The 18,708-nt window shown below is 66.0% G+C and carries 20 protein-coding genes; 7 read left to right on the forward strand and 13 right to left on the reverse strand.

Annotated elements, in window-relative coordinates; all coding sequences use genetic code 11:
- Position 1: 1 nt before the first annotated feature.
- Positions 2–712: a hypothetical protein gene (locus tag VFH65_RS01690; protein ID WP_353319394.1), complete on the reverse strand. Its 711-nt coding sequence runs from the start codon at positions 710–712 to the stop codon at positions 2–4.
- A 94-nt stretch (positions 713–806) separates the two neighbouring features.
- On the opposite strand from VFH65_RS01690, the gene VFH65_RS01695 reads away from it, so the two are divergent.
- A complete protein-coding gene (locus VFH65_RS01695; protein WP_353319395.1) occupies positions 807–1,526 on the forward strand; it encodes a response regulator transcription factor in 720 nt (239 codons plus the stop codon).
- 43 nt (positions 1,527–1,569) lie between these two features.
- Positions 1,570–3,003 carry a sensor histidine kinase gene (locus tag VFH65_RS01700; protein WP_414688333.1) on the forward strand — a complete coding sequence of 478 codons (1,434 nt, stop codon included), beginning with the start codon at positions 1,570–1,572 and terminating at the stop codon, positions 3,001–3,003.
- A 3-nt stretch (positions 3,004–3,006) separates the two neighbouring features.
- Here the strand turns inward: VFH65_RS01700 and VFH65_RS01705 are convergent, their stop codons facing one another.
- Positions 3,007–3,411, reverse strand: coding sequence for an HIT family protein (locus VFH65_RS01705; protein ID WP_353319420.1), 405 nt, complete (start codon positions 3,409–3,411; stop codon positions 3,007–3,009).
- Positions 3,412–3,484: 73 nt separating this feature from the next.
- Between VFH65_RS01705 and VFH65_RS01710 the strand changes: the two genes are divergently transcribed.
- On the forward strand, positions 3,485–4,726 hold the full coding sequence (locus VFH65_RS01710; protein ID WP_353319397.1) for a glycosyltransferase: 1,242 nt from the start codon (positions 3,485–3,487) through the stop codon (positions 4,724–4,726).
- A gap of 279 nt (positions 4,727–5,005) precedes the next feature.
- Positions 5,006–5,458, forward strand: a complete 453-nt coding sequence (locus VFH65_RS01715) for a TIGR03618 family F420-dependent PPOX class oxidoreductase (RefSeq protein ID WP_353319398.1) — start codon at positions 5,006–5,008, stop codon at positions 5,456–5,458.
- Here VFH65_RS01715 and VFH65_RS01720 read toward each other — a convergent pair.
- The 11 genes from VFH65_RS01720 to VFH65_RS01770 all read right to left on the reverse strand — a co-directional run bounded on the left by VFH65_RS01720 (position 5,455) and on the right by VFH65_RS01770 (position 15,460).
- Positions 5,455–6,021 carry a hypothetical protein gene (locus tag VFH65_RS01720; protein WP_353319399.1) on the reverse strand — a complete coding sequence of 189 codons (567 nt, stop codon included), beginning with the start codon at positions 6,019–6,021 and terminating at the stop codon, positions 5,455–5,457. The two genes, VFH65_RS01715 and VFH65_RS01720, sit on opposite strands and share 4 nt — an antisense overlap.
- 103 nt (positions 6,022–6,124) lie before the next feature.
- On the reverse strand, positions 6,125–6,970 hold the full coding sequence (locus VFH65_RS01725; protein WP_414688335.1) for an SDR family NAD(P)-dependent oxidoreductase: 846 nt from the start codon (positions 6,968–6,970) through the stop codon (positions 6,125–6,127).
- A gap of 7 nt (positions 6,971–6,977) precedes the next feature.
- Positions 6,978–7,412: a nuclear transport factor 2 family protein gene (locus tag VFH65_RS01730; protein WP_353319400.1), complete on the reverse strand. Its 435-nt coding sequence runs from the start codon at positions 7,410–7,412 to the stop codon at positions 6,978–6,980.
- Positions 7,413–7,420: 8 nt separating this feature from the next.
- Positions 7,421–9,397 (reverse strand): NAD(P)/FAD-dependent oxidoreductase, encoded by a 1,977-nt coding sequence (locus tag VFH65_RS01735; protein WP_353319401.1) that lies wholly within the window; start codon positions 9,395–9,397, stop codon positions 7,421–7,423.
- Between the two features lie 26 nt (positions 9,398–9,423).
- Positions 9,424–10,554 carry an NDMA-dependent alcohol dehydrogenase gene (locus VFH65_RS01740; protein ID WP_353319402.1) on the reverse strand — a complete coding sequence of 377 codons (1,131 nt, stop codon included), beginning with the start codon at positions 10,552–10,554 and terminating at the stop codon, positions 9,424–9,426.
- Between the two features lie 93 nt (positions 10,555–10,647).
- Entirely contained in the window at positions 10,648–11,202 is a 555-nt protein-coding gene (locus VFH65_RS01745; protein ID WP_353319403.1) for a nuclear transport factor 2 family protein, read from the reverse strand.
- Positions 11,203–11,204: 2 nt separating this feature from the next.
- On the reverse strand, positions 11,205–11,450 hold the full coding sequence (locus VFH65_RS01750) for a ferredoxin (protein WP_353319404.1): 246 nt from the start codon (positions 11,448–11,450) through the stop codon (positions 11,205–11,207).
- A gap of 9 nt (positions 11,451–11,459) precedes the next feature.
- The gene (locus tag VFH65_RS01755) at positions 11,460–12,827 is read right to left on the reverse strand and encodes a cytochrome P450 (RefSeq protein ID WP_353319405.1); all 1,368 of its coding nucleotides are present in this window, start codon (positions 12,825–12,827) and stop codon (positions 11,460–11,462) included.
- Positions 12,820–13,650, reverse strand: a complete 831-nt coding sequence (locus tag VFH65_RS01760) for an SDR family oxidoreductase (RefSeq protein ID WP_353319406.1) — start codon at positions 13,648–13,650, stop codon at positions 12,820–12,822. The genes VFH65_RS01755 and VFH65_RS01760 overlap by 8 nt, the downstream gene beginning before the upstream one ends.
- The gene (locus VFH65_RS01765) at positions 13,651–14,853 is read right to left on the reverse strand and encodes a cytochrome P450 (RefSeq protein WP_353319407.1); all 1,203 of its coding nucleotides are present in this window, start codon (positions 14,851–14,853) and stop codon (positions 13,651–13,653) included.
- A 22-nt stretch (positions 14,854–14,875) separates the two neighbouring features.
- A complete protein-coding gene (locus VFH65_RS01770) occupies positions 14,876–15,460 on the reverse strand; it encodes a TetR/AcrR family transcriptional regulator (protein ID WP_353319408.1) in 585 nt (194 codons plus the stop codon).
- 165 nt (positions 15,461–15,625) lie between these two features.
- On the opposite strand from VFH65_RS01770, the gene VFH65_RS01775 reads away from it, so the two are divergent.
- From VFH65_RS01775 to VFH65_RS01785, 3 genes are read left to right on the forward strand one after another with little or no spacing between them, the layout of a single operon-like run.
- The gene (locus VFH65_RS01775; RefSeq protein ID WP_353319409.1) at positions 15,626–17,095 is read left to right on the forward strand and encodes an aldehyde dehydrogenase; all 1,470 of its coding nucleotides are present in this window, start codon (positions 15,626–15,628) and stop codon (positions 17,093–17,095) included.
- A gap of 10 nt (positions 17,096–17,105) precedes the next feature.
- Complete coding sequence (locus VFH65_RS01780) at positions 17,106–17,858, forward strand: SDR family oxidoreductase (protein ID WP_353319410.1); 753 nt, start codon at positions 17,106–17,108, stop codon at positions 17,856–17,858.
- Positions 17,855–18,706 carry an NAD(P)-dependent oxidoreductase gene (locus VFH65_RS01785; RefSeq protein WP_353319411.1) on the forward strand — a complete coding sequence of 284 codons (852 nt, stop codon included), beginning with the start codon at positions 17,855–17,857 and terminating at the stop codon, positions 18,704–18,706. The genes VFH65_RS01780 and VFH65_RS01785 overlap by 4 nt, the downstream gene beginning before the upstream one ends.
- Positions 18,707–18,708 lie beyond the last annotated feature (2 nt).

Consider the following 18,708-nt stretch of genomic DNA (forward strand, 5'->3'; position numbering starts at 1 on the left):
CTCATTCGTCGGCGTCGATGACCCGCTGCGACGGCACAGGCCGCGTCGACGGCGGCCGGCTTCGCGGACGGCGGCCGGGGAACGGAATGCGGTCGGCGATGTTGCTCAACGGGTTGACCACCTGACTCAGCGTGATCACGGCCTCGCGCAGCGCTTCGATCGTCGGCTCCAACGCCTCGAGCCCCGGCGTCAGCCGGTTCAGTGTGTCGGCCACCGTCGCGAGTTGCTCGAGCGGACCATTCTTCGCGGTCAGGGTGTCGATCACCCCACCCTCGGCCAGCAGCCGATCGGCCACGCCGTCCTCGGCCAGCACCCGCTCGATCAACCCGTCCTCGGCCAGCAGTTGATCGACAAGGCCGCCGGGTTCGATCGCGCGCATCAGGCCGCTGTTCTCCTCGGTCAGCCGGTCCAGCACACCGCCTGGCATGGTCAGCTTGTCCACCAGCCCGCCGGGCTGCAGCAGCCGGTCGACCGGCCCTCCGGGCGCCATCGCCCGGCCCAGCGGCTGGTCCTCGTCCATCAGCCTGGCCAGCCGGTTCGCCCGCTCGACCGCATCCTCGATGCCCAAGACGCCGGCCACCGAGCCTGACCTGGCACGCGTGTTCGCCTCGCCCAGCGCCCGTTGAGCCATGCCAATGCCGACGTCGGCGACCGAAAGCCCGACGCGCACCGGGGTAAGAGCCAGGTCCGTGAGGGCTTTGCCGAGATCCATTTCCCCAGTCTATGGACCGCGCAAGGCCAAACTCACAGGAAGTGCACAGCGATCGTGCAGGATTATCCCAAGGCAAGTCGTGGACAGTAGCGAGATGGCGATGGCTGCACTACCTGAGAACATGCCCGAGGCCCGGGTCCTCGTCGTCGACGACGAGGCCAACATCGTCGAGCTGCTATCCGTCAGTCTGAAATTCCAGGGATTCGAGGTCTATACGGCCTCCAGCGGCTCCGCCGCGCTGGACAAGGCCCGCGAAGTGCGGCCGGACGCGGTGATCCTCGACGTGATGATGCCCGGCATGGACGGCTTCGGGTTGCTGCGCCGGCTGCGCGCCGACGGCATCGACGCGCCCGCGCTGTTCCTCACCGCCCGAGACTCGCTGCAGGACAAGATCGCCGGCCTCACCCTCGGTGGCGACGACTACGTCACCAAGCCCTTCAGCCTCGAAGAAGTGGTCGCGCGCCTGCGAGTCATCCTGCGCCGGACCGGTCGCGGCGTCGAAGCCCCCCGCAACTCCCGGCTCACCTTCGCCGACATCGAACTCGACGAGGACACCCATGAGGTGTGGAAGGCCGGCCAGCCGGTCTCGCTGTCACCGACGGAGTTCACGCTGCTGCGGTACTTCATCATCAATGCGGGCACCGTGCTGAGCAAACCCAAGATCCTCGACCACGTGTGGCGTTATGACTTCGGCGGCGACGTCAACGTCGTCGAGTCCTATGTTTCCTACCTGCGCCGCAAGATCGACACCGGCGACAAACGCCTGCTGCACACGCTGCGGGGCGTGGGGTACGTCCTGCGCGAACCGCGATGAGCGCTTGCGTGAAGAGCCGACAGCAAAGCTGAACAATAAAGGGGTGGCCGCACTGAGCGCGCGAGGCATACCCCTGAAGGTTGCGCTGGTGGCCGCCACCCTGGTGCTGGTGGCCTGCGGCCTGCTGGCGTCGGGAATCGCGGTCACCTCGATCCTGCAGCACAGTCTGACCAACCGCGTCGACCAGACGCTGCTCGACGCGTCGCGGAGCTGGGCGCAGGCCCCGCGACGGCTGCCCATGCCGCCGATGGAGGGCCCCAACCCGGCCCGGCCGCCGACCGATTTCTACGTCCGCGGCATCGATCCCAGCGGCCGCATCTGGATGGCGGTCAACGACCGGGCCGCCGAACCACTGCTGCCTGCCGACAACGATGTGGGCCCGGTGCCGGTCACCGTCGGCTCCATCGACCACTCGAACGTCCAGTGGCGCGCGATGACCGTCCGCGGCCCTGGCGGTGAGCTCACCACCGTCGCGATCGATCTCTCCGAGGTCCAGTCGACGGTGCGCTCATTGATCTACGCGCAGGTTGGCATCGGCGCGGCGGTGCTGCTGGTGCTCGGCGTCGCCGGCTATGCCGTCGTGAACCGCAGCCTGCGCCCGCTGGTCGAAGTCGAGCAGACCGCCGCGGCGATCGCCTCCGGGCAACTCGACCGCCGCGTTCCACAACGTGACCCGCGCACCGAGGTGGGCCGATTGTCGTTGGCGCTCAACGGAATGCTCGCCCAGATCCAGCGGGCGCTGGCGTCGTCGGAGTCCTCTGCCGCTCAGGCGCGCAGTTCCGAGGAACGCATGCGCCGGTTCATCACCGACGCCAGCCACGAACTGCGCACGCCGCTGACCACCATCCGCGGCTTCGCCGAGTTGTATCGCCAAGGCGCGGCCAAGGACGTCGAGATGCTGATGAACCGCATCGAGAGTGAATCCGCCCGCATGGGTCTGCTCGTCGAAGATCTTCTGCTGCTGGCCCGACTCGACGCGCAGCGACCGCTGGAGCGGCACCGCGTCGACCTGCTCGCTTTGGCCGCCGACGCCGTGCACGACGCACAGTCGATCGCGCCGCAGCGCAAGATCACGATGGAGGTTTTCGACGGCCCCGGCACCCCGGAGGTACTCGGGGACGAGGCCCGGCTGCGGCAGGTGCTCGGCAACCTGGTGGCCAACGCGCTACAGCACACCCCGGAGACCGCAGGCGTCACGGTGCGCGTCGGCACCGACGGCGCAAACGCGGTGCTCGAGGTATGCGACGAAGGCCCCGGCATGAGCAGCCAGGACGCGCATCGGGTGTTCGAGCGCTTCTACCGGACCGACTCCTCGCGGGCGCGGGCCAGCGGCGGCACCGGCCTCGGGCTGTCGATCGTGGACTCGCTGGTCTACGCGCACGGCGGCACCGTCAGCGTCACGACCGCACCTGGGCAGGGCTGCCGTTTCAAGGTCAACCTGCCGCGGATTGCCGACGTCGCCTCTCAGGTCAGTTGAGGCTCAAGACAATTCGGCTATCGCCGCTTTGATCTTTGCCTGTGCCTCGTCGAGCGATTCCGGCGACGGGTTCTGGTCGGCATTGGCGAAGCCGAAGTCGCTCAGGTTGCGTGCGGGGAAGACATGCACGTGCAGGTGCGGCACCTCGAGACCCGCGATGATCACCCCGGCGCGCTCGACGTCGAACGCGTTGGTCACTGCCTTGCCGATCAACTGCGCGACGCCCATGACCTTGTTGAACGCGGGGGCGTCGACGCCCTGCCATTGATCGATCTCTTCGCGGGGAACCACCAGCGTGTGGCCCTGGGTGATCGGCGCGATCGTCAGGAAAGCGACGGTGTCGTCGTCTTCGTAGACGAACCGGCCCGGAATCTCCCCATTGATGATTTTGGTGAAGACGGTCGCCATGGGCACGAGCATTCCAGGAAGCTCCCAGCCGCGCCGCAGTGGGGTAGCAGCTTGTTCGGTGACCGTGAACATCATGACCGACCTGGTGGTTCGCACCTATGCCCTCGACATCGTGATCCCGGTGTACAACGAGGAGCGCGACATCGAGGGGTGCATCCGTCGCCTGCATCGCTACCTGGCCACTGAGGTGCCCTACTCGGCCCGAATCACGGTGGCCGACAACGCCAGCACCGACAACACGCTGGCCGTCGCACGGCGGTTGGCAGATGAACTGCCGGACGTCGAGGTCCTGCACCTGGACGCCAAAGGACGCGGCGGCGCGCTGTGCGCCGCATGGATGGCGTCGGATGCCGACGTGGTGGCCTACATGGACGTCGACCTTTCCACCGAGCTGTCGGCGCTGATGCCGCTTGTGGCGCCGCTGATCTCGGGGCACTCCGACGTCGCGATCGGTTCGCGGCTGGCGGCCTCCTCGCGTGTGGTGCGCGGGCCGAAGCGCGAATTCATCTCTCGCAGTTACAATTTGATCCTCCGCGGCGTGCTTGGCGCGCGCTTCTCCGATGCGCAATGCGGGTTCAAGGCCGTGCGCGCTGACGTGGCCCGGCGGCTGCTGCCGCTGGTCGCCGACACCGGCTGGTTCTTCGACACCGAGTTGTTGGTGATCGCCGAGCGGGCCGGCCTGCGCATTCACGAAGTGCCCGTCGACTGGGTCGACGATCCCGACTCCCGCGTCGACATCGTCCACACCGCGATCGACGACCTCAAGGGCTGCTGGCGAGTCGGCCGCGCGCTGGCCGGTGGCAGGCTGCCACTGCGCGAGCTGCAAGGCAGCCTTGGCCGCGAGCCGCTGGTGCCAGGCGTTCCGCACGGCATGGTCGGCCAGATGGTCCGGTTCGGCATGGTCGGCATCGCCAGCACGCTGGCCTACGCGCTGCTGTATCTCCTACTGCACCCCGTGATGGGCGCCCAGGCCGCCAACCTGACGGCGTTGTTGCTCACCGCGATCGGCAACACTGCGGCCAATCGCGCGTTTACGTTCGGCATCCGCGGTCGCCGCGGCGCGGCGCGTCACCAGTTTCACGGGCTGCTGGTGTTCGCGTTCGGTCTGGCCATCACCAGTGGATCGCTGTTCGTGTTGCACCGCTTCGACCCGACGGTCGACAAGGCCGTGGAGCTGTCGGTGTTGGTGGCGGCCAACCTGGTCGCGACGCTGATCCGATTCGTCGCTCTGCGAAGGGTTTTCAGCGGCACGCCTTTCTCTGGTACGCCAGTGGTGGTTACGCCTCGAAATCGGTTGTTGAAACTGCCCGCATAGCGAGCGACAACCGAGCGGTGTCACAACTTGTCGCCATGTGTCGCGCACACCACGTTGCTAGCCTCACAACAAGTGCTGCCGCGGAGCTGTCGACTCATGCTGCGAGTAACGTCCGGTCAAGCGCCGTATTCGAGCTGTGCAACAGCGCGGTTTACGATGTTGTCGCTCGCTACGCGGGCAAATTCACACCCGTACTTCCGCCGGCTAAATACGTCGAGATATCCGACGGGCACCGTGGCACCGCCAGGCCCGCCGTCTCGAGAAATGGATTGATGCCGTATGACTGATATTTCCGCGTTCGCTGAGTTGTTGCCGATGGATCACGGCCTTTGTGTCGTCACCACGTTGCGCGGCGATGGCAGCGCCCAGTCGTCCGTCGTCAACGCCGGTGTCATGCCCCATCCACTGACCGGCGAGCAGGTCGTCGGTCTTGTGGCCATCGGCGGGGCGCGCAAGCTGGACAATCTGCGCGCCGATCCCCGCGTCACCGTCGTCGCGCGCGCCGGCTGGCAATGGGCGACCGTCGAGGGCAACGCCGAGATCATCGGACCCGACGACCCGCATCCCGACATCGACGCCGAGGGCCTGAGGACGTTGTTGCGCGACATCTTCCGCTCCGCCGGCGGAACACACGACGATTGGGACACCTACGACCGCGTGATGGCCGAGGAACGCAGGGCGGCCGTGTTTGTCGCGCCTCGCCGCACGTATACAAACCCGCCGGCCGGCTAGGCCTTGGGTATCGCGGCGTGCGCGCCGACGACCAATGGGCCGCGCCCTTCCGCCAGTGACATCGCGGCGTCGATCAGATAGGTCTTGGCCACTTCTTCGGCCTCTCCGGGTGTCAAGGGCTCGCAGACGAACGCCGGGACAGGGCCGGACGCACGCCTCAAGAGCTCGCGGCAGCCGGGACCGAATTCCGTGCGCACGGTCGTGAACCCGTCTGCCGGACCACTCAACGGAATGACGCGCTGCGCGTAACGAACCAACACGGCGTGCGTGTTCACCCCGTAGCCCGTAAGCGTCGCCTCGTCGGCCTTCACAGTCAGCGCCCAGAACGGCGGCGCCAGCCGGTACCGGCGCACGATCTCGCGGCTGGTGCCTCCTGCGACGGGGCGGTCGGCGGCTCCGATCCATCCTTCGACTGCGTATTCGTGCTGGCGCACCCGACAGCGATGCATCAAGTACACGAACGCCTCGGCGGCTGCTCGTCCAGCTAACGACCGCGACGGCCAGCCCGGGATCGTCGACGTGAACCCGTCACTGAGCTCGGGGTGGCTTAACGGCAGGACCATGCAACGGAATGTTATTAGCTGAGTCGGGATTTGTCGCGTGTTCCCGCTAGTTCTTAGATTTGCCCAGCTATTTCACAGGAAGACGGATTGCCCGAGCGGCTGGCTAGCTCCTGGTAATCATGCCGTGAAGCTCAGCAATCGACCACGGCGGTGAGCCATGGTGATCCCGATAGCCAAGGAACGCCGGGGTCTGCCGGTCGAATCGGCCGACGAAGCCACCCGCGGCGATGAAGACTTCACCGGTCACATCCTTGGCGAGGTCGCCGGCCAGGTAGCCGTACATCGGAGCCACATACTCAGGCGGCCCCGCATCGAGCGCTCCCTGCATGGTGGCCTCGTCGAGCAGACCGCGACGATGGAGGTCGGCGATTTGGGCTTCGTAGTCGGGCCCCGTCGACAGCCGGGTCTTGGCGCCGGGGCAGACGACGTTCGCGCGCACCCCGTGCTCCTTCAGTTCGGCCGCCATGGCCATCGTCAGGCCGTTGACCGCACCCTTGCCTGCCGGGTAACCGGTGCCGCCATAGTCGCCGAGGAACGCGAACGAACTGGTGTTGATGATCGAACCGCCGCCCTGCGCCACCATCTTGGGCGCCGCGGCGCGACACGTCTCGAATGCAGTGTTCAGGTGTGCGTCGAGCAGGGCGCGAAACTGCGCGGTGGTGATGTTCAGGATCGACGAGCCCGGCGGCTCTGGCGTGCCCGCGCAGTTCACCAGGATGTCGATGCGCCCGAACTGCTCAATGCATTTCTCGATCAGCGCATCGGCAACGGCTGGGTCCGACGGTGACCCCGCGTACCCGACGCCCGAAATGCGTTGCGCCGCAGCCTCGACAGCTGTTCCGTCCCGGCCGTTGACGACCACACCTGCGCCCTGCTCGGCCAGTAGTTCGGCCACTGCCAACCCGATGCCGCGGGAACCGCCGACGACGACCGCGGCGCGCCCGGTCAGTGATTCGCTAATCGGCCTCGCCCTCCTGGGCGAACTGCATGGCGTCCATGTTCCAGTAGCCGCGCAGGTTCGTGATCAGCCCGGCGTCGTTGACGCGATAGGTGAACACGCCCCGCACGGTTGCGGTGAAGCCGTTGGGAAACTCGGTGTGCAGCACCAGGATGTAGGCGATCTCATTGGGAGAGCTGGACGGAAAGCTCGCCTCGCGGGTGACCGTCAGCTGGTTGGGCCCGATGTTGGCGTCGTAGAAGGCGGCAACGGCCTCCTTGCCCCGCACCCCGTTACCGTCCGGGTTGGTGACCGCCTCACCGATCGGATCCTCGATGACGATGTCGTCGGCCATCAGGGCGAGCCAGCCCTCCCTGTCGCCGGATTGCACGCACCGCCACGAGGACTGCGACGCGGTGACGACGGGCGTCTGCTGAACGGTCTCTTGCGACATGGTTCTCCTTAGATTGCACAGGCGGCACGGGCGCCGTCTTCGGCGGCCTTACGGATGAGCCCCAGCCCGGTGCAGTCACCGGCGGCACTCACCTTGATGCCGGGCAGGGCGGCGACGAGCTTCTCGTAGAGTTCGGTGTTCGGTTCCAGGGTTCCGGCGACGACGACGCTGTCCGCGGCAAGGCGGCGGCCGGTGCCACCGTACGGCGTGAATACCACACCGTCGGAAACGATCTCGTCGACGACGGCACGCACGTGCACGGTCACGCCCAGCCGGTCGAGCCGGTCCATGTGTTCGGTCTTGCGCTTGTTGCCGAGTTCGGGTGCGATCGCCTTGCCTTCTTCGACCACCGACACCAGACGACCGCGGGCCGCGAGGAATTCTGCGAGCTCCAGCGCCACCAGGTCTGCGCCGATGATCACCACGCGGCGGCCCAGCGGCATCCACGCCTTCGAAGCCATCCGGACGGCTCTTGGTCGGACCATGCGCTGGCGCCACCCGCCGAACCGTTCCCGCAGCGCTTGTCCAGTCTGCACATGCGGCAGCCCGTCGCCGGCGAATCGCGGAAGCACGACCTGACCGCCGTTGGCCACCACCACCGCGTCAGGGTGCAGCGCCACGACGTCGTCGGCCGAAAGCTCTTGTCCCAGCTCGACCTTCACGCTGCTGCGGGCGACCTCATCGCGAAGGTACCGCAGGAACGGCTCGTTCTCGGGATGCAGGATCGACGCCCACAGCAGCGCACCGCCAGTCTGGTTGCCGCGGTCGAACAGCGTGACCTGGTGTCCCCGCGCGGCGGATACCCGCGCCGCCTCCATGCCTGCCGGACCGCTGCCGATCACCACCACCTTCTTGACATGCGATGCCCGGTGCACGGCCAGCTCCCGCTCCTTGCCGGTTCGCGGGTTGACCGCGCAATCTACTGAGAACCGTTGTTCCATTGCGTCGATGCAGTTTTCGCACGATATGCACATGCGGACGCGGCTGGGATGCCCGGCCGCCACCTTGTTGGGCAGTTCGGGGTCCGCCAGCATCGGGCGGCCCATCGCGATGAAGTCGGCCCGGCCGTCGGCGAGGATCTGCTCTGCGCGCTCGGGATCGTGGATGCGGCCGACGGCGATCACCGGCACATCCACGACCTGCTTGACCGCAGCGGCCGCTCCAACGTTGAGGGCATCACCGTCGTCGGCGCCGTTGACCATGCCCGTGACCAGCCGATCGATCACCCCGCCGCTGACGTGAAACGCGTCGACCCCGGCCGCCACCAATTGCGGTGCGACCTGGGCGGTTTCGAACATCGGCCGGCCGCCGGCAACCCGCTCGTAGCCGGAGATGCGAAGTGTGATGGGCAGTGCGTCGCCGATCTCCGATCGGATCGCCGCCAGCGCCTCAAGCACCACTCGGATGCGGCCCTTGACCGAGTCGCCGCGGTAATCGTCGGTGCGGCGATTGCGCTGCGGCGCCAGAAACGAGCCAAGGAACATGTATCCGTGTGCGGCGTGCAGCTCGATGCCGTCGTAGCCGGCTTCGGCCGCCCGCCGCACCGCGGCCCTGAACAGGTCGAACACCTCGATCAGTTGCTCGTGGGTGACCTCCGCCGATGGGCGCCCGGTCAGGTACGACGGAATGACCGACGGCCCAATAGAAGTGACACCGTGGATCTCCGGCCCCAGCCCGTCGGGTCCGGCGTGCACGATCTGCGGCTGGATCTTGGCGCCGTGCTCGTGCACCGCTTCGACAAGCGCGCGGTGGGCGTCGACGGCCGCGTCGGTGCCCAGGTGCAGCCCGCCCGGCGTCTCGGGATGATGATGATCGATGCCGGTGGCTCCGACGGTGATCAAGCCGACGCCACCCTTGGCTCGTGCGGCGAAGTAGTCGCGCGTGCGTTCGGACGGCAACCCGTCAGGCGTGCCGTACATGGTCTCCATCGGCGACATCACCAGCCGGTTGCGCAGCGACATCGCGCCGATGCTGCCCGGCGCCAACAGGTGCGGAAACCGCTTGATCTTGGCTACCGATCGGCGTCCGTGTAGCGGATGACGCCGCGAATGTTCTTGCCGTCCAGCATGTCCTGATAGCCCTCGTTGATCTGCTCCAGCTTGTACTGCCTGGTGATCATGTCGTCGAGGTTGAGCTTGCCGGCCTTGTACATCGACAGCAGCTGTGGAATGTCGTAGTGCGGGTTGCCGCCGCCGAAGATGGTGCCCTGCAGGTTTTTCTGCATCAGTGTCAGCATCGCCAGGTTCAACGTGACCTGCGTGTCCAGCAGGCTGCCGATCGCGGTCGCTACGCACGTGCCGCCCTTGGCGGTGATGTTCATGTAACTGTCGATGTCCTTGCCGTGCAGCTCGCCGACCGTGAGGATCACCTTGTGGGCCATCAAGCCGGCAGTGGCCTCCATGATGCCCATCAACGCGGTGTCGATGTCGGGATACGCATGCGTGGCACCGAATTTCAGCGCGGCATCGCGCTTCCACTCGACAGGTTCGATGACGAAGATGTTGCGCGCACCGGCATTGACCGCCCCCTGCAGCGCCGACATGCCCACGCCGCCGACACCGACGACCGCGACGTCCTGGCCGGGCCGGATGTCCGCGGTGCGGGTCGCCGAGCCGTAGCCGGTCGTGACGCCGCAACCGACAAGGCAGGCCACCTCGAACGGGACCGACGGGTCGATCTTCACGACCGAGCTCTTGTGAACAACCATGTACGGCGAGAAGGTGCCCAGCAGGGTCATGGGGAAGACGGGCGTGTCGTTCTTGGCCTTGATCCTGAACGTGCCGTCGGAGACCGCGGCGCCGTTGAGAAGGCCGGCGCCGAGGTCACACAGGTTGCGCATACCGGCCTGACACGACGGACACCTGCCACAGGAGGGGATGAACGACAGCACGACGTGGTCGCCGGGCGCGATGTCCTCGACCCCGGGGCCGACCTCGGTGACGATGCCTGCACCTTCGTGTCCGCCGAGGACGGGGAATCCGCCCATCGGGATGCCGCCGGTGACCAGGTGGTGGTCGGAGTGGCACATCCCCGCCGCCTCCATCTGGATCTTCACCTCGTCCTTGACGGGGTCGCCGATTTCGATCTCCTCGATCGCCCACGGCTGGTTGAACTCCCAGATGAGAGCGCCCTTTGTCTTCATCCGTTTGTGCCTTCCGCTAGAGCCAGTGTGGCCAGACTAGAGCCATTAGTTAGATGCGTCACACCCACCCCCAAGCAACCGCTTGGCCGGGCGTCACCAGATCGGGACGGGCGCCTGGCCCAGTGGGTAATAGCCGGGCAGCTTCTCTCCGGCCAGGCTGCGTTCGATCCGCTCCTGCATGCCCTTGGACAGCTTGCCGTCCTTCATCAGGTCCAAATAGAGCTTCTGCACGTGGCCGAAGTCGAAGAAGTCGCGCTGCCACTCGATCTTGGCGTTGGCGTTGAGCCGGAACCAGCTGCCGCCGATGCCGTAGATCTCCCGCTCGGTGCCATCCGGATCGTCAGGGTCCGTCACAACCTGTTTCCAGAACCCGACGATCTCACCGATCTTGTCGTCGATGATCACCTTCTGGTACGGGTAGCGCCACCCCTCGAGACCCGCCATCTCCAGGCCGAGCGCGATCTCGCGGATCTCTTGCACGCCGACACACATCACGTCTTCCTTCGGGCCGATGTTCCAGCCGTAGGTGGCGTCGTCGGCGTAGAAGTCCGCCAACGATGTCCAGTCACCGGCCTTCTCGGCGTCGCGGTTGACCTGAAGCCACCGCTCGACCCAGTCTTCGAGTTGCTCACGGGGAAGTGCGGCCATGTTCAGTCATCCTCTCTCTTCCCCCGGGTCGCTTCGCTCCTGCCCCCAGGGGTCTCTTTGATGGAAAGTGCTTGCGTGGGACATGCCCACACGGCTTGCTCGATCTGGCCCCGATCTTCTTCGGGCGCTTCGTCATTGACGACCTCGACCTTGCCGCGCTTGGGCACCGTGAAGTAGTCGGGTGCTTCCAGCTCGCACATGGCATGGCCCTGGCACAGGTCCATGTCGACCTCGATCTTGATACTCATCGCGGCCTCCTAGACGCGCTTGCGGTAGCGGACCTTCGCGGGCCGGGCCAGTTGGACGACCATCTTGGAGTGGTCGTTGCGATAGCTGTCGGCAGGCTGCGCCATCTCGAATTCATACTCTCGCAAGAGAACCGAGAAGATCGCCTTGATCTGCATGGTGGCGAATGCGGCGCCGACGCACCGGTGCCTGCCAGCACCGAACGGGATCCACGTCCACCGGTTGGCGACGTCGGCCTGCTCAGGCTTGTTGTATCGGTCCGGATTGAACGCGTCGGGATCCGGGAAGTCCTCGAGAATCCGGTTCGAGATGGCGGGTGAGGCAGCCACGAAGTCGCCGTCGTGGATTGGAAAACCCTGTACCTCGAACTCTCCCTTGGCGACCCGCATCAGGATGATCAGCGGTGGGTGCAGGCGCAGAGTTTCCTTGACCACGTTGTCCAGCTTCGGAATCTGGCGCAGCGCATGGAAACTCACCTCCTGCCCGTCGGCGTAGAGCTCCTCGAGCTCGGCCAATACCTCGGCGTACACCTCGGGGTGGCGGATCAGCTCGATGAGCGTCCACGACGACGTGCCCGAGCTGGTGTGGTGGCCGGCGAACATCAGCGAGATGAACATGCCGGTGACCTCGTCGGCGGAGAACCGGGCGTTGCCGTCCTCGTCCTTGATCGACACCAGCACGTCGAGCATGTCGCGGTCGCTCTTGTCCTTCGGCGGGTTCGCCAGACGGCCGTCCATGATCTCCTGGACCAGCGCCACCAGCTTCACGCGTGCCTCGTCGCGACGCTTGAAGCTCTCGATCGGCAGGTACGGGTCGACGTAGCACAGTGGATCCGTGCCGCGTTCCAACTCGTGGTAGTAGTTCGCGAACCGTGCGTCCAGCTGATTGCGGAACTTGAGCCCGATCAGGCACGCGGTCGAGGTGTAGATGGTCAACTCGGAGAAGAAGTCGAGCAGTTCGATCTCGCCTTCGTCGCCCCAGTCGGCGATCATCTTCTTCACTTCGCCCTCGATGGTGGCGGCGTGACCCTTCATCTGCTCACCGCGCAGCGCCGAGTTGTGCAGCATTTCCTTGCGCCGCTCGGGGCTGGCGTCGAACACCACTCCCTTGCCGAAGATCGGCGTCATGAACGGGTAGGCCTCGGCCTGGTCGAGATCCTCGTCGGCGGAACGGAAGAAGAACTCGTTGGCCTCCGCACCCGACAGGAAGATGACATGTTTGTCGACCAGTTGGAACCAGCCGACGTCGCCGCATTCCTCGCGGATGCGCTTCATCAAACCGATCGGATCGGTGCGGAACTCTTCGAGATGGCCGTGTTCTTCCTCGCCGCCCGAGACGCGAGGAACGATCGCGGTGTTCGCCGTAGTGGATTCAGCCATGTCCTGGCATCCCTTCTTCACCTAAGGCGAGCTTCTGGCGGTTCTTGTTGTCTGCCAACGGCGCTTCGGGCTGCAGTTCCATGTTGGCGATGAAGCCACCGCGCGGCGTCTCGGCGACGAACGCGATGGCCCTTGCCAGATCTACCGGCCGCAGGAAGTAGTCGTGGCGGGCCTGGCCCCACTTGGCCCAGTCCTCCAGCGCCGGACCGATCGCTTCGGCAGGCAGGCTCCAGCCCATGCCGGTCTTCGTTGGGCCGGGATGCACGATCGACGCGCGAACACCGGTGCCCTCCAACTCCATCTGCAGGTTGGTGACCATCGCGACCAGCGCGGCTTTGGCGGCACCGTAGGCCCCCATGTGCGGTCGTTGCCGCAGCGCGACGTCGGAGCCGACGAAGATCAGGTCGCCGCGTTGGCGCTCCACCATGCCCGGCAGCACCGCGGTGGCCAACCGGTTCGCGCCGATGAGGTGGATCTGAACCTGCGATTCGAATGCGTCCGTGCTGATTTCGTGCAGCCGGCCGAAGTAGGTGTCGCCGGCGCCTGCGACCAGCAGCTCGATATCGCCGAACTCATCGGTGGCCTTGTGCACGAAACCCTTGACCGAGTCGGCATCCGTCACGTCGAGCGGCAGGGCTACGGCTTCTCCGCCGCTGGACCGGATCTGGTCGACGAGCTCCTCGCACTTCTCCACCCGGCGCGCACCAAGCGCAACGGGGAAACCGCGACCGGCGAGTTCGACGGCTGTCGCGGCGCCAATCCCGGACGATGCACCCGCGACGATCGCGGGCCTGCGGTCGGGCAGTGGTTCAAAACGGGGCATTTAGCGGACCTCCACCGTGATCGGAAGATGGGCGAACCCGCGGACATTGCTGGAGTGGACGCGGACGGCGTTGTCCTCGTCGACCTCGTATCCGCGGATTCGCTTGAACAGTTCGGCCAGCGCCACCCGCGCCTCCATCCTGGCCAGGTGCGCACCGAGGCAGAAGTGGGCGCCGCTGCCGAAACTGACAAGCTTCGAACCGATTTCACGGCCGATGCGGTACTCGTCGGCGTCCTCGAACACCCGGTCGTCTCGGTTGGCTGAGCCGGGCAGCAGAAGCAGCACATCACCGTCGGTCAGTGTGGTGTCGTAGAGCGTCAGTGAGCCGTCGACGGTGCGCGCAAGGATCTGGCTCGACGTGTCGTAGCGCAGTGTCTCCTCCACCCACAGCGGGATCCTGGAGTGGTCGTCGTAGACCGTCGCCAGCTGGTCGGGGTTCTTCGCTCCCCAATATGCGGCGTTGGCAAGCAGTTTGGTGGTGGTCTCGTTGCCGGCGACAACCATCAGGAACAGGAACGCCATGATCTCTTCGTCGGTGAGGCGGTCGCCGTCGACCTCGGCTTCCAACAACGCCGACGTCAGATCGTCGCTCGGCCGCTTGCGGCGCTGGGTGACCATGTCGGCGTAGTAGACGAGCAGATCGGCCGACGCCTGCATCGCCTCCCCGGGTACGTCGGATACGCCGTCCTCGCGGTGCATAACGCCGTCGGCCAGCGCGCGGATGCGGGCCCGGTCCGGCTCGGGCACCCCCATGAGCTCGGAGATGACGTCCATCGGCAGCTTGCCTGCGAAGTCGTCGACGTAGTCGAAACTGTCGGACTGCAGCGCGGCGTCGAGGTGCTGCACGGCGATCTCGGTGACGCGTGGCTCGAGTTCACGAATTCGGCGCGGTGTGAACCCCTTTGAGACAAGGGTGCGCAGCCGCAGGTGCGCGGGGTCGTCGAGCGCGAGAAAGGACATCACCTTGTGCGCGTCGGAGTTTCGCGAGATCGGGTCGAGCGAGACGCCGTACTTGTTGGACAGCGCGGTGCTGTTGCGGAAGCCGGCCAGCACGTCGCCGTGTCGCGACAATGCCCAGAAGTTGAGCTCGTCGTTGCGGTACAGCGGCGCCTCGTCCCGCAGCCGCCGGTAGTACGGGTACGGGTCTTCGTGGAAGTCGTAGTCGTACGGATCCAGGATCAGGTCGCTGGTATCGACGGTCATCTTTCGTCTCCGAGACCGTGTTTCATTGATCCTCTCCGAGGATAAGGCCGACCACGTAGGTGAGGCGGTCGGCGATTTGGTGGTAGGTGACAACCCCGCTGCCGGCATGGACCAGCGCCCCGAAGTAGGTCATCTCCAGCGCCGAGACCGTCCGCGGGTCGGCGTCCGGACCGACTGCTGAGCGGATCCGGCGGTGGATCTCGGCGCCGATGCGGTCTCGGACGGCGCGCACCGCCGCGTCGCCGTTGCTCAGCAGCGCCGTCGTGCACGCGGCCGCCACCTCGGGTTCGTCGGCGATCATCAGCGTGAGCTCCCGCAGCGCCTTCTCCACCCGAGTCGTGGTGCTGTCGTTGACGTCGGTGAAGTACGGCACCTGGCGGACGAGGTCGAGATACACCTCGGCAATCAGGTGGTTCTTCGACGAGAAATACGTGTAGGCGGTCGCGGGGGCGACCTTGGCCCGAGCGGCGACCGCGCGCACCGTCAGATCGGCGTACGAGGACTCGCGCAGCATCTCCACGCCCGCGGCGAGCACCTTGCGGAAGGTCTCTTCCTGTCTACGGTTTCGCGGCGACTCTGTGATCGCAACCACTGCATCGCTGGACACATGTCCAACGTATCTGACCGGGTCCACGACAGGCAAGTCTGATGCATGAATCAGCAGATAGACACGTTTCTCTAGGCCTCGTCCTTGCCTCGGCAGGCGGGTTGCGGCTATGGTTCGAATGAACTGAGTCGGACAGTTGTCCAGCAATGAGGAACGGGAGTTCGGATGGGGATCCTGGCCGATCGCGAGAGTCGACTGCTTATCGACGGCGAGCTTGTCGCCGGTAGTGCGGGCACGTTTCAAACGGTCAATCCGGCCACCGAAGAGGTGCTCGGCGTCGCCGCCGACGCGAGTGCCGAGGACATGGGCCGTGCCATCGAGGCGGCCCGCCGCGCGTTCGACGACACGGACTGGTCGACCAACACCGAGCTGCGTGTGCGCTGCATCCGGCAGCTGCAGGAGGTGCTGACCAAACACGTCGAGGACCTTCGCGAGATCACGATCTCCGAGGTGGGCGCGCCGGTGATGCTCACGGCCGCCGCGCAGCTGGAAGGTCCGATCGCCGACCTGTCCTTCTGCGCCGACACCGCCGAGTCATACCAATGGACAACCGACGCCGGCATCGCGTCTCCGATGGGGATCAAGACCCACCGGACGATCGCGCGAGAAGCCGTCGGCGTCGTCGGGGCCGTCACGCCGTGGAACTTCCCGCATCAGATCAACCTCGCCAAGATCGGCCCGGCGCTGGCGGCGGGAAACACCGTCGTCCTCAAGCCGGCTCCTGATACCCCGTGGTGTGCGGCCGCGATCGGAGAGCTCATCGCCGAGCACACCGACCTGCCGGCGGGCGTTATCAACATCGTCACCTCCAGCGATCACGGTGTCGGTGCGCAGCTGTCGAAAGATCCACGTGTGGACATGGTTTCGTTCACCGGTTCGACGTCGACCGGACGCGCCGTGATGGCCGACGCGGCCGCCACGCTCAAGAAGGTGTTCCTCGAACTCGGCGGCAAATCGGCATTCCTCGTCCTCGACGACGCCGATCTCGCGGGCGCATGCTCGATGGCGGGGTTCACCGCGGCGATGCACGCGGGGCAGGGATGCGCCATCACCACCCGGTTGGTGGTCCCTCGGGCGCGCTACGACGAAGCCGTCGAAGCCGCGGCGGCCACCATGGGCTCGATCAAGCCGGGGGATCCGACGAATCCCGGCACCGTGTGTGGGCCGCTGATCTCGGCCCGGCAACGCGACCGCGTGCAGGGTTACCTGGATTCGGCGATCGACGAAGGCGGCCGGTTCGCTTGTGGCGGAGGCCGTCCCGCCGACCGTGACACCGGTTTCTTCATCGAGCCGACGGTGATCGCGGGCCTGGACAACAACGCCAAGGTGGCCCGCGAGGAGATCTTCGGGCCGGTGCTGACGGTGATCGCCCATGACGGCGACGACGACGCGGTGCGCATTGCCAACGACTCGCCGTACGGGTTGTCGGGCACCGTGTTCGGCGCCGATCCCGACCGCGCCGCGGGCATCGCCGCGCGGCTGCGCGTCGGCACGGTCAACGTCAACGGCGGGGTCTGGTACTCGGCCGACATGCCGTTCGGCGGATACAAGCAATCCGGCATCGGCCGGGAAATGGGGCTGGCCGGTTTCGAGGAATACCTGGAGACCAAAGCCATTGCCACGGCAGCGAATTAAGGAGTAGTAAATGGGTCAGTTCGACGAGAAGGTCGCGATCGTCACCGGATCCGGTGGCGGCATCGGCCAGGCCTACGCCGAGGCGCTGGCCCGCGAGGGCGCTGCCGTGGTGGTCGCCGATATCAATACTGAAGGCGCGCAGAAGGTCGCCGACGGCATTAAGGGTGAGGGCGGTAACGCGCTGGCGGTACGGGTGGACGTGTCCGATCCGGAGTCCGCCAAGGAGATGGCCGCCCAGACGCTGGCCGAGTTCGGCGCGATCGACTACCTGGTCAACAACGCGGCGATCTTCGGCGGCATGAAGCTGGATCTGCTGCTGACCGTCGACTGGGACTATTACAAGAAGTTCATGAGTGTGAATCTCGATGGCGCGCTTGTGTGTACGCGAGCCGTGTACCGCAAGATGGCCAAGCGCGGTGGCGGCGCGATCGTCAACCAATCCTCGACGGCCGCATGGATGTACGCGAACTTCTACGGCCTGGCCAAGGTCGGAATCAACGGCCTTACCCAGCAGCTGTCACGTGAGCTCGGCGGGATGAACATCCGGATCAACGCGATCGCACCGGGGCCCATCGACACCGAAGCCAACCGCACCACCACGCCACAGGAGATGGTCGCCGACATCGTGAAGGGAATTCCGCTGTCGCGCATGGGCGAACCTGAGGATCTGGTCGGCATGTGCCTGTTCCTGCTGTCGGATCAGGCCAAGTGGATCACGGGCCAGATCTTCAACGTCGACGGCGGACAGATAATTCGATCATGAGTGAGCAGGTCAAGCTCGGCTACATCGGCCTCGGCAACATGGGCGCACCGATGGCCAAGCGCCTGGTCGAGTGGCCGGGCGGGGTAACAGTTTTCGACGTGCGCGCCGAGGCGATGACACCGCTGGCCGAAGCAGGCGCGACGCTCGCCGACAGCATCGCCGACGTCGCGACCGCCGACATCATCAGCGTCACGGTGCTCAACGACGAGCAGGTGCGCGAGGTGGTCGGCGAGCTGGCCGCCAACGCGAAACCGGGCACCGTCATCGCGATCCACTCGACCATCAGTCCGGACACCGCCGTCGAGCTCGCCGAACAGCTTGCACCGCAGGGCATCCACATCGTCGACGCGCCCGTCAGCGGCGGTGGTGGGGCGGCGGAGAAGGGCGAGCTGGCCGTGATGGTCGGCGCCGAGCGTGAGGTGTACGAGCGCGTCAAGCCCGCGTTCAAACAGTTCGCGTCGATGGTGGTGCATGCCGGCAATCCTGGCGCGGGTACGCGAATGAAGCTGGCGCGCAACATGTTGACGTTCATCTCGTATGCAGCCGCCTGCGAGGCGATGACGCTTGCCGAGCAGGCCGGAATCAACCTGCAACAACTGGGTCGGGTGGTGCGGCACACGGACGCGCAGAGCGGCGGGCCGGGCGCCGTCATTGTGCGGGAGAACATGGCGGCGCTGGAGCCGGACAACTTCCTTTACGGACCGTTGGCCCACGCCCGCGACCTCGGCGAGAAGGATCTGAGCCTGGCACTGGCCCTTGGCGAAGCCGTCGGTGTCGATCTGCCGATGGCCGAAATGGCACTGAAGAACTTGGCAGCCGGTCTCGGCGTGCCGCGCACGAAGGAGTAAAA

The sequence above is a fragment of the Mycobacterium sp. genome (assembly GCF_035697385.1).
GTDB lineage: Bacteria > Actinomycetota > Actinomycetes > Mycobacteriales > Mycobacteriaceae > Mycobacterium.

Excerpts from the sequence above, each read along its gene's own strand:
- VFH65_RS01785 (WP_353319411.1), top strand. The coding sequence starts at position 17,855 with ATGAGTGAGCAGGTCAAGCTCGGCTACATCGGCCTCGGCAACATGGGC.
- VFH65_RS01760 (WP_353319406.1), bottom strand. The coding sequence starts at position 13,650 with ATGCCCCGTTTTGAACCACTGCCCGACCGCAGGCCCGCGATCGTCGCG.
- VFH65_RS01705 (WP_353319420.1), bottom strand. The coding sequence starts at position 3,411 with ATGGCGACCGTCTTCACCAAAATCATCAATGGGGAGATTCCGGGCCGG.
- VFH65_RS01730 (WP_353319400.1), bottom strand. The coding sequence starts at position 7,412 with ATGTCGCAAGAGACCGTTCAGCAGACGCCCGTCGTCACCGCGTCGCAG.
- VFH65_RS01765 (WP_353319407.1), bottom strand. The coding sequence starts at position 14,853 with ATGACCGTCGATACCAGCGACCTGATCCTGGATCCGTACGACTACGAC.
- VFH65_RS01720 (WP_353319399.1), bottom strand. The coding sequence starts at position 6,021 with ATGGTCCTGCCGTTAAGCCACCCCGAGCTCAGTGACGGGTTCACGTCG.
- VFH65_RS01740 (WP_353319402.1), bottom strand. The coding sequence starts at position 10,554 with ATGAAGACAAAGGGCGCTCTCATCTGGGAGTTCAACCAGCCGTGGGCG.
- VFH65_RS01750 (WP_353319404.1), bottom strand. The coding sequence starts at position 11,450 with ATGAGTATCAAGATCGAGGTCGACATGGACCTGTGCCAGGGCCATGCC.
- VFH65_RS01775 (WP_353319409.1), top strand. The coding sequence starts at position 15,626 with ATGGGGATCCTGGCCGATCGCGAGAGTCGACTGCTTATCGACGGCGAG.
- VFH65_RS01780 (WP_353319410.1), top strand. The coding sequence starts at position 17,106 with ATGGGTCAGTTCGACGAGAAGGTCGCGATCGTCACCGGATCCGGTGGC.
- VFH65_RS01690 (WP_353319394.1), bottom strand. The coding sequence starts at position 712 with ATGGATCTCGGCAAAGCCCTCACGGACCTGGCTCTTACCCCGGTGCGC.
- VFH65_RS01710 (WP_353319397.1), top strand. The coding sequence starts at position 3,485 with ATGACCGACCTGGTGGTTCGCACCTATGCCCTCGACATCGTGATCCCG.
- VFH65_RS01715 (WP_353319398.1), top strand. The coding sequence starts at position 5,006 with ATGACTGATATTTCCGCGTTCGCTGAGTTGTTGCCGATGGATCACGGC.
- VFH65_RS01755 (WP_353319405.1), bottom strand. The coding sequence starts at position 12,827 with ATGGCTGAATCCACTACGGCGAACACCGCGATCGTTCCTCGCGTCTCG.
- VFH65_RS01695 (WP_353319395.1), top strand. The coding sequence starts at position 807 with ATGGCGATGGCTGCACTACCTGAGAACATGCCCGAGGCCCGGGTCCTC.
- VFH65_RS01745 (WP_353319403.1), bottom strand. The coding sequence starts at position 11,202 with ATGGCCGCACTTCCCCGTGAGCAACTCGAAGACTGGGTCGAGCGGTGG.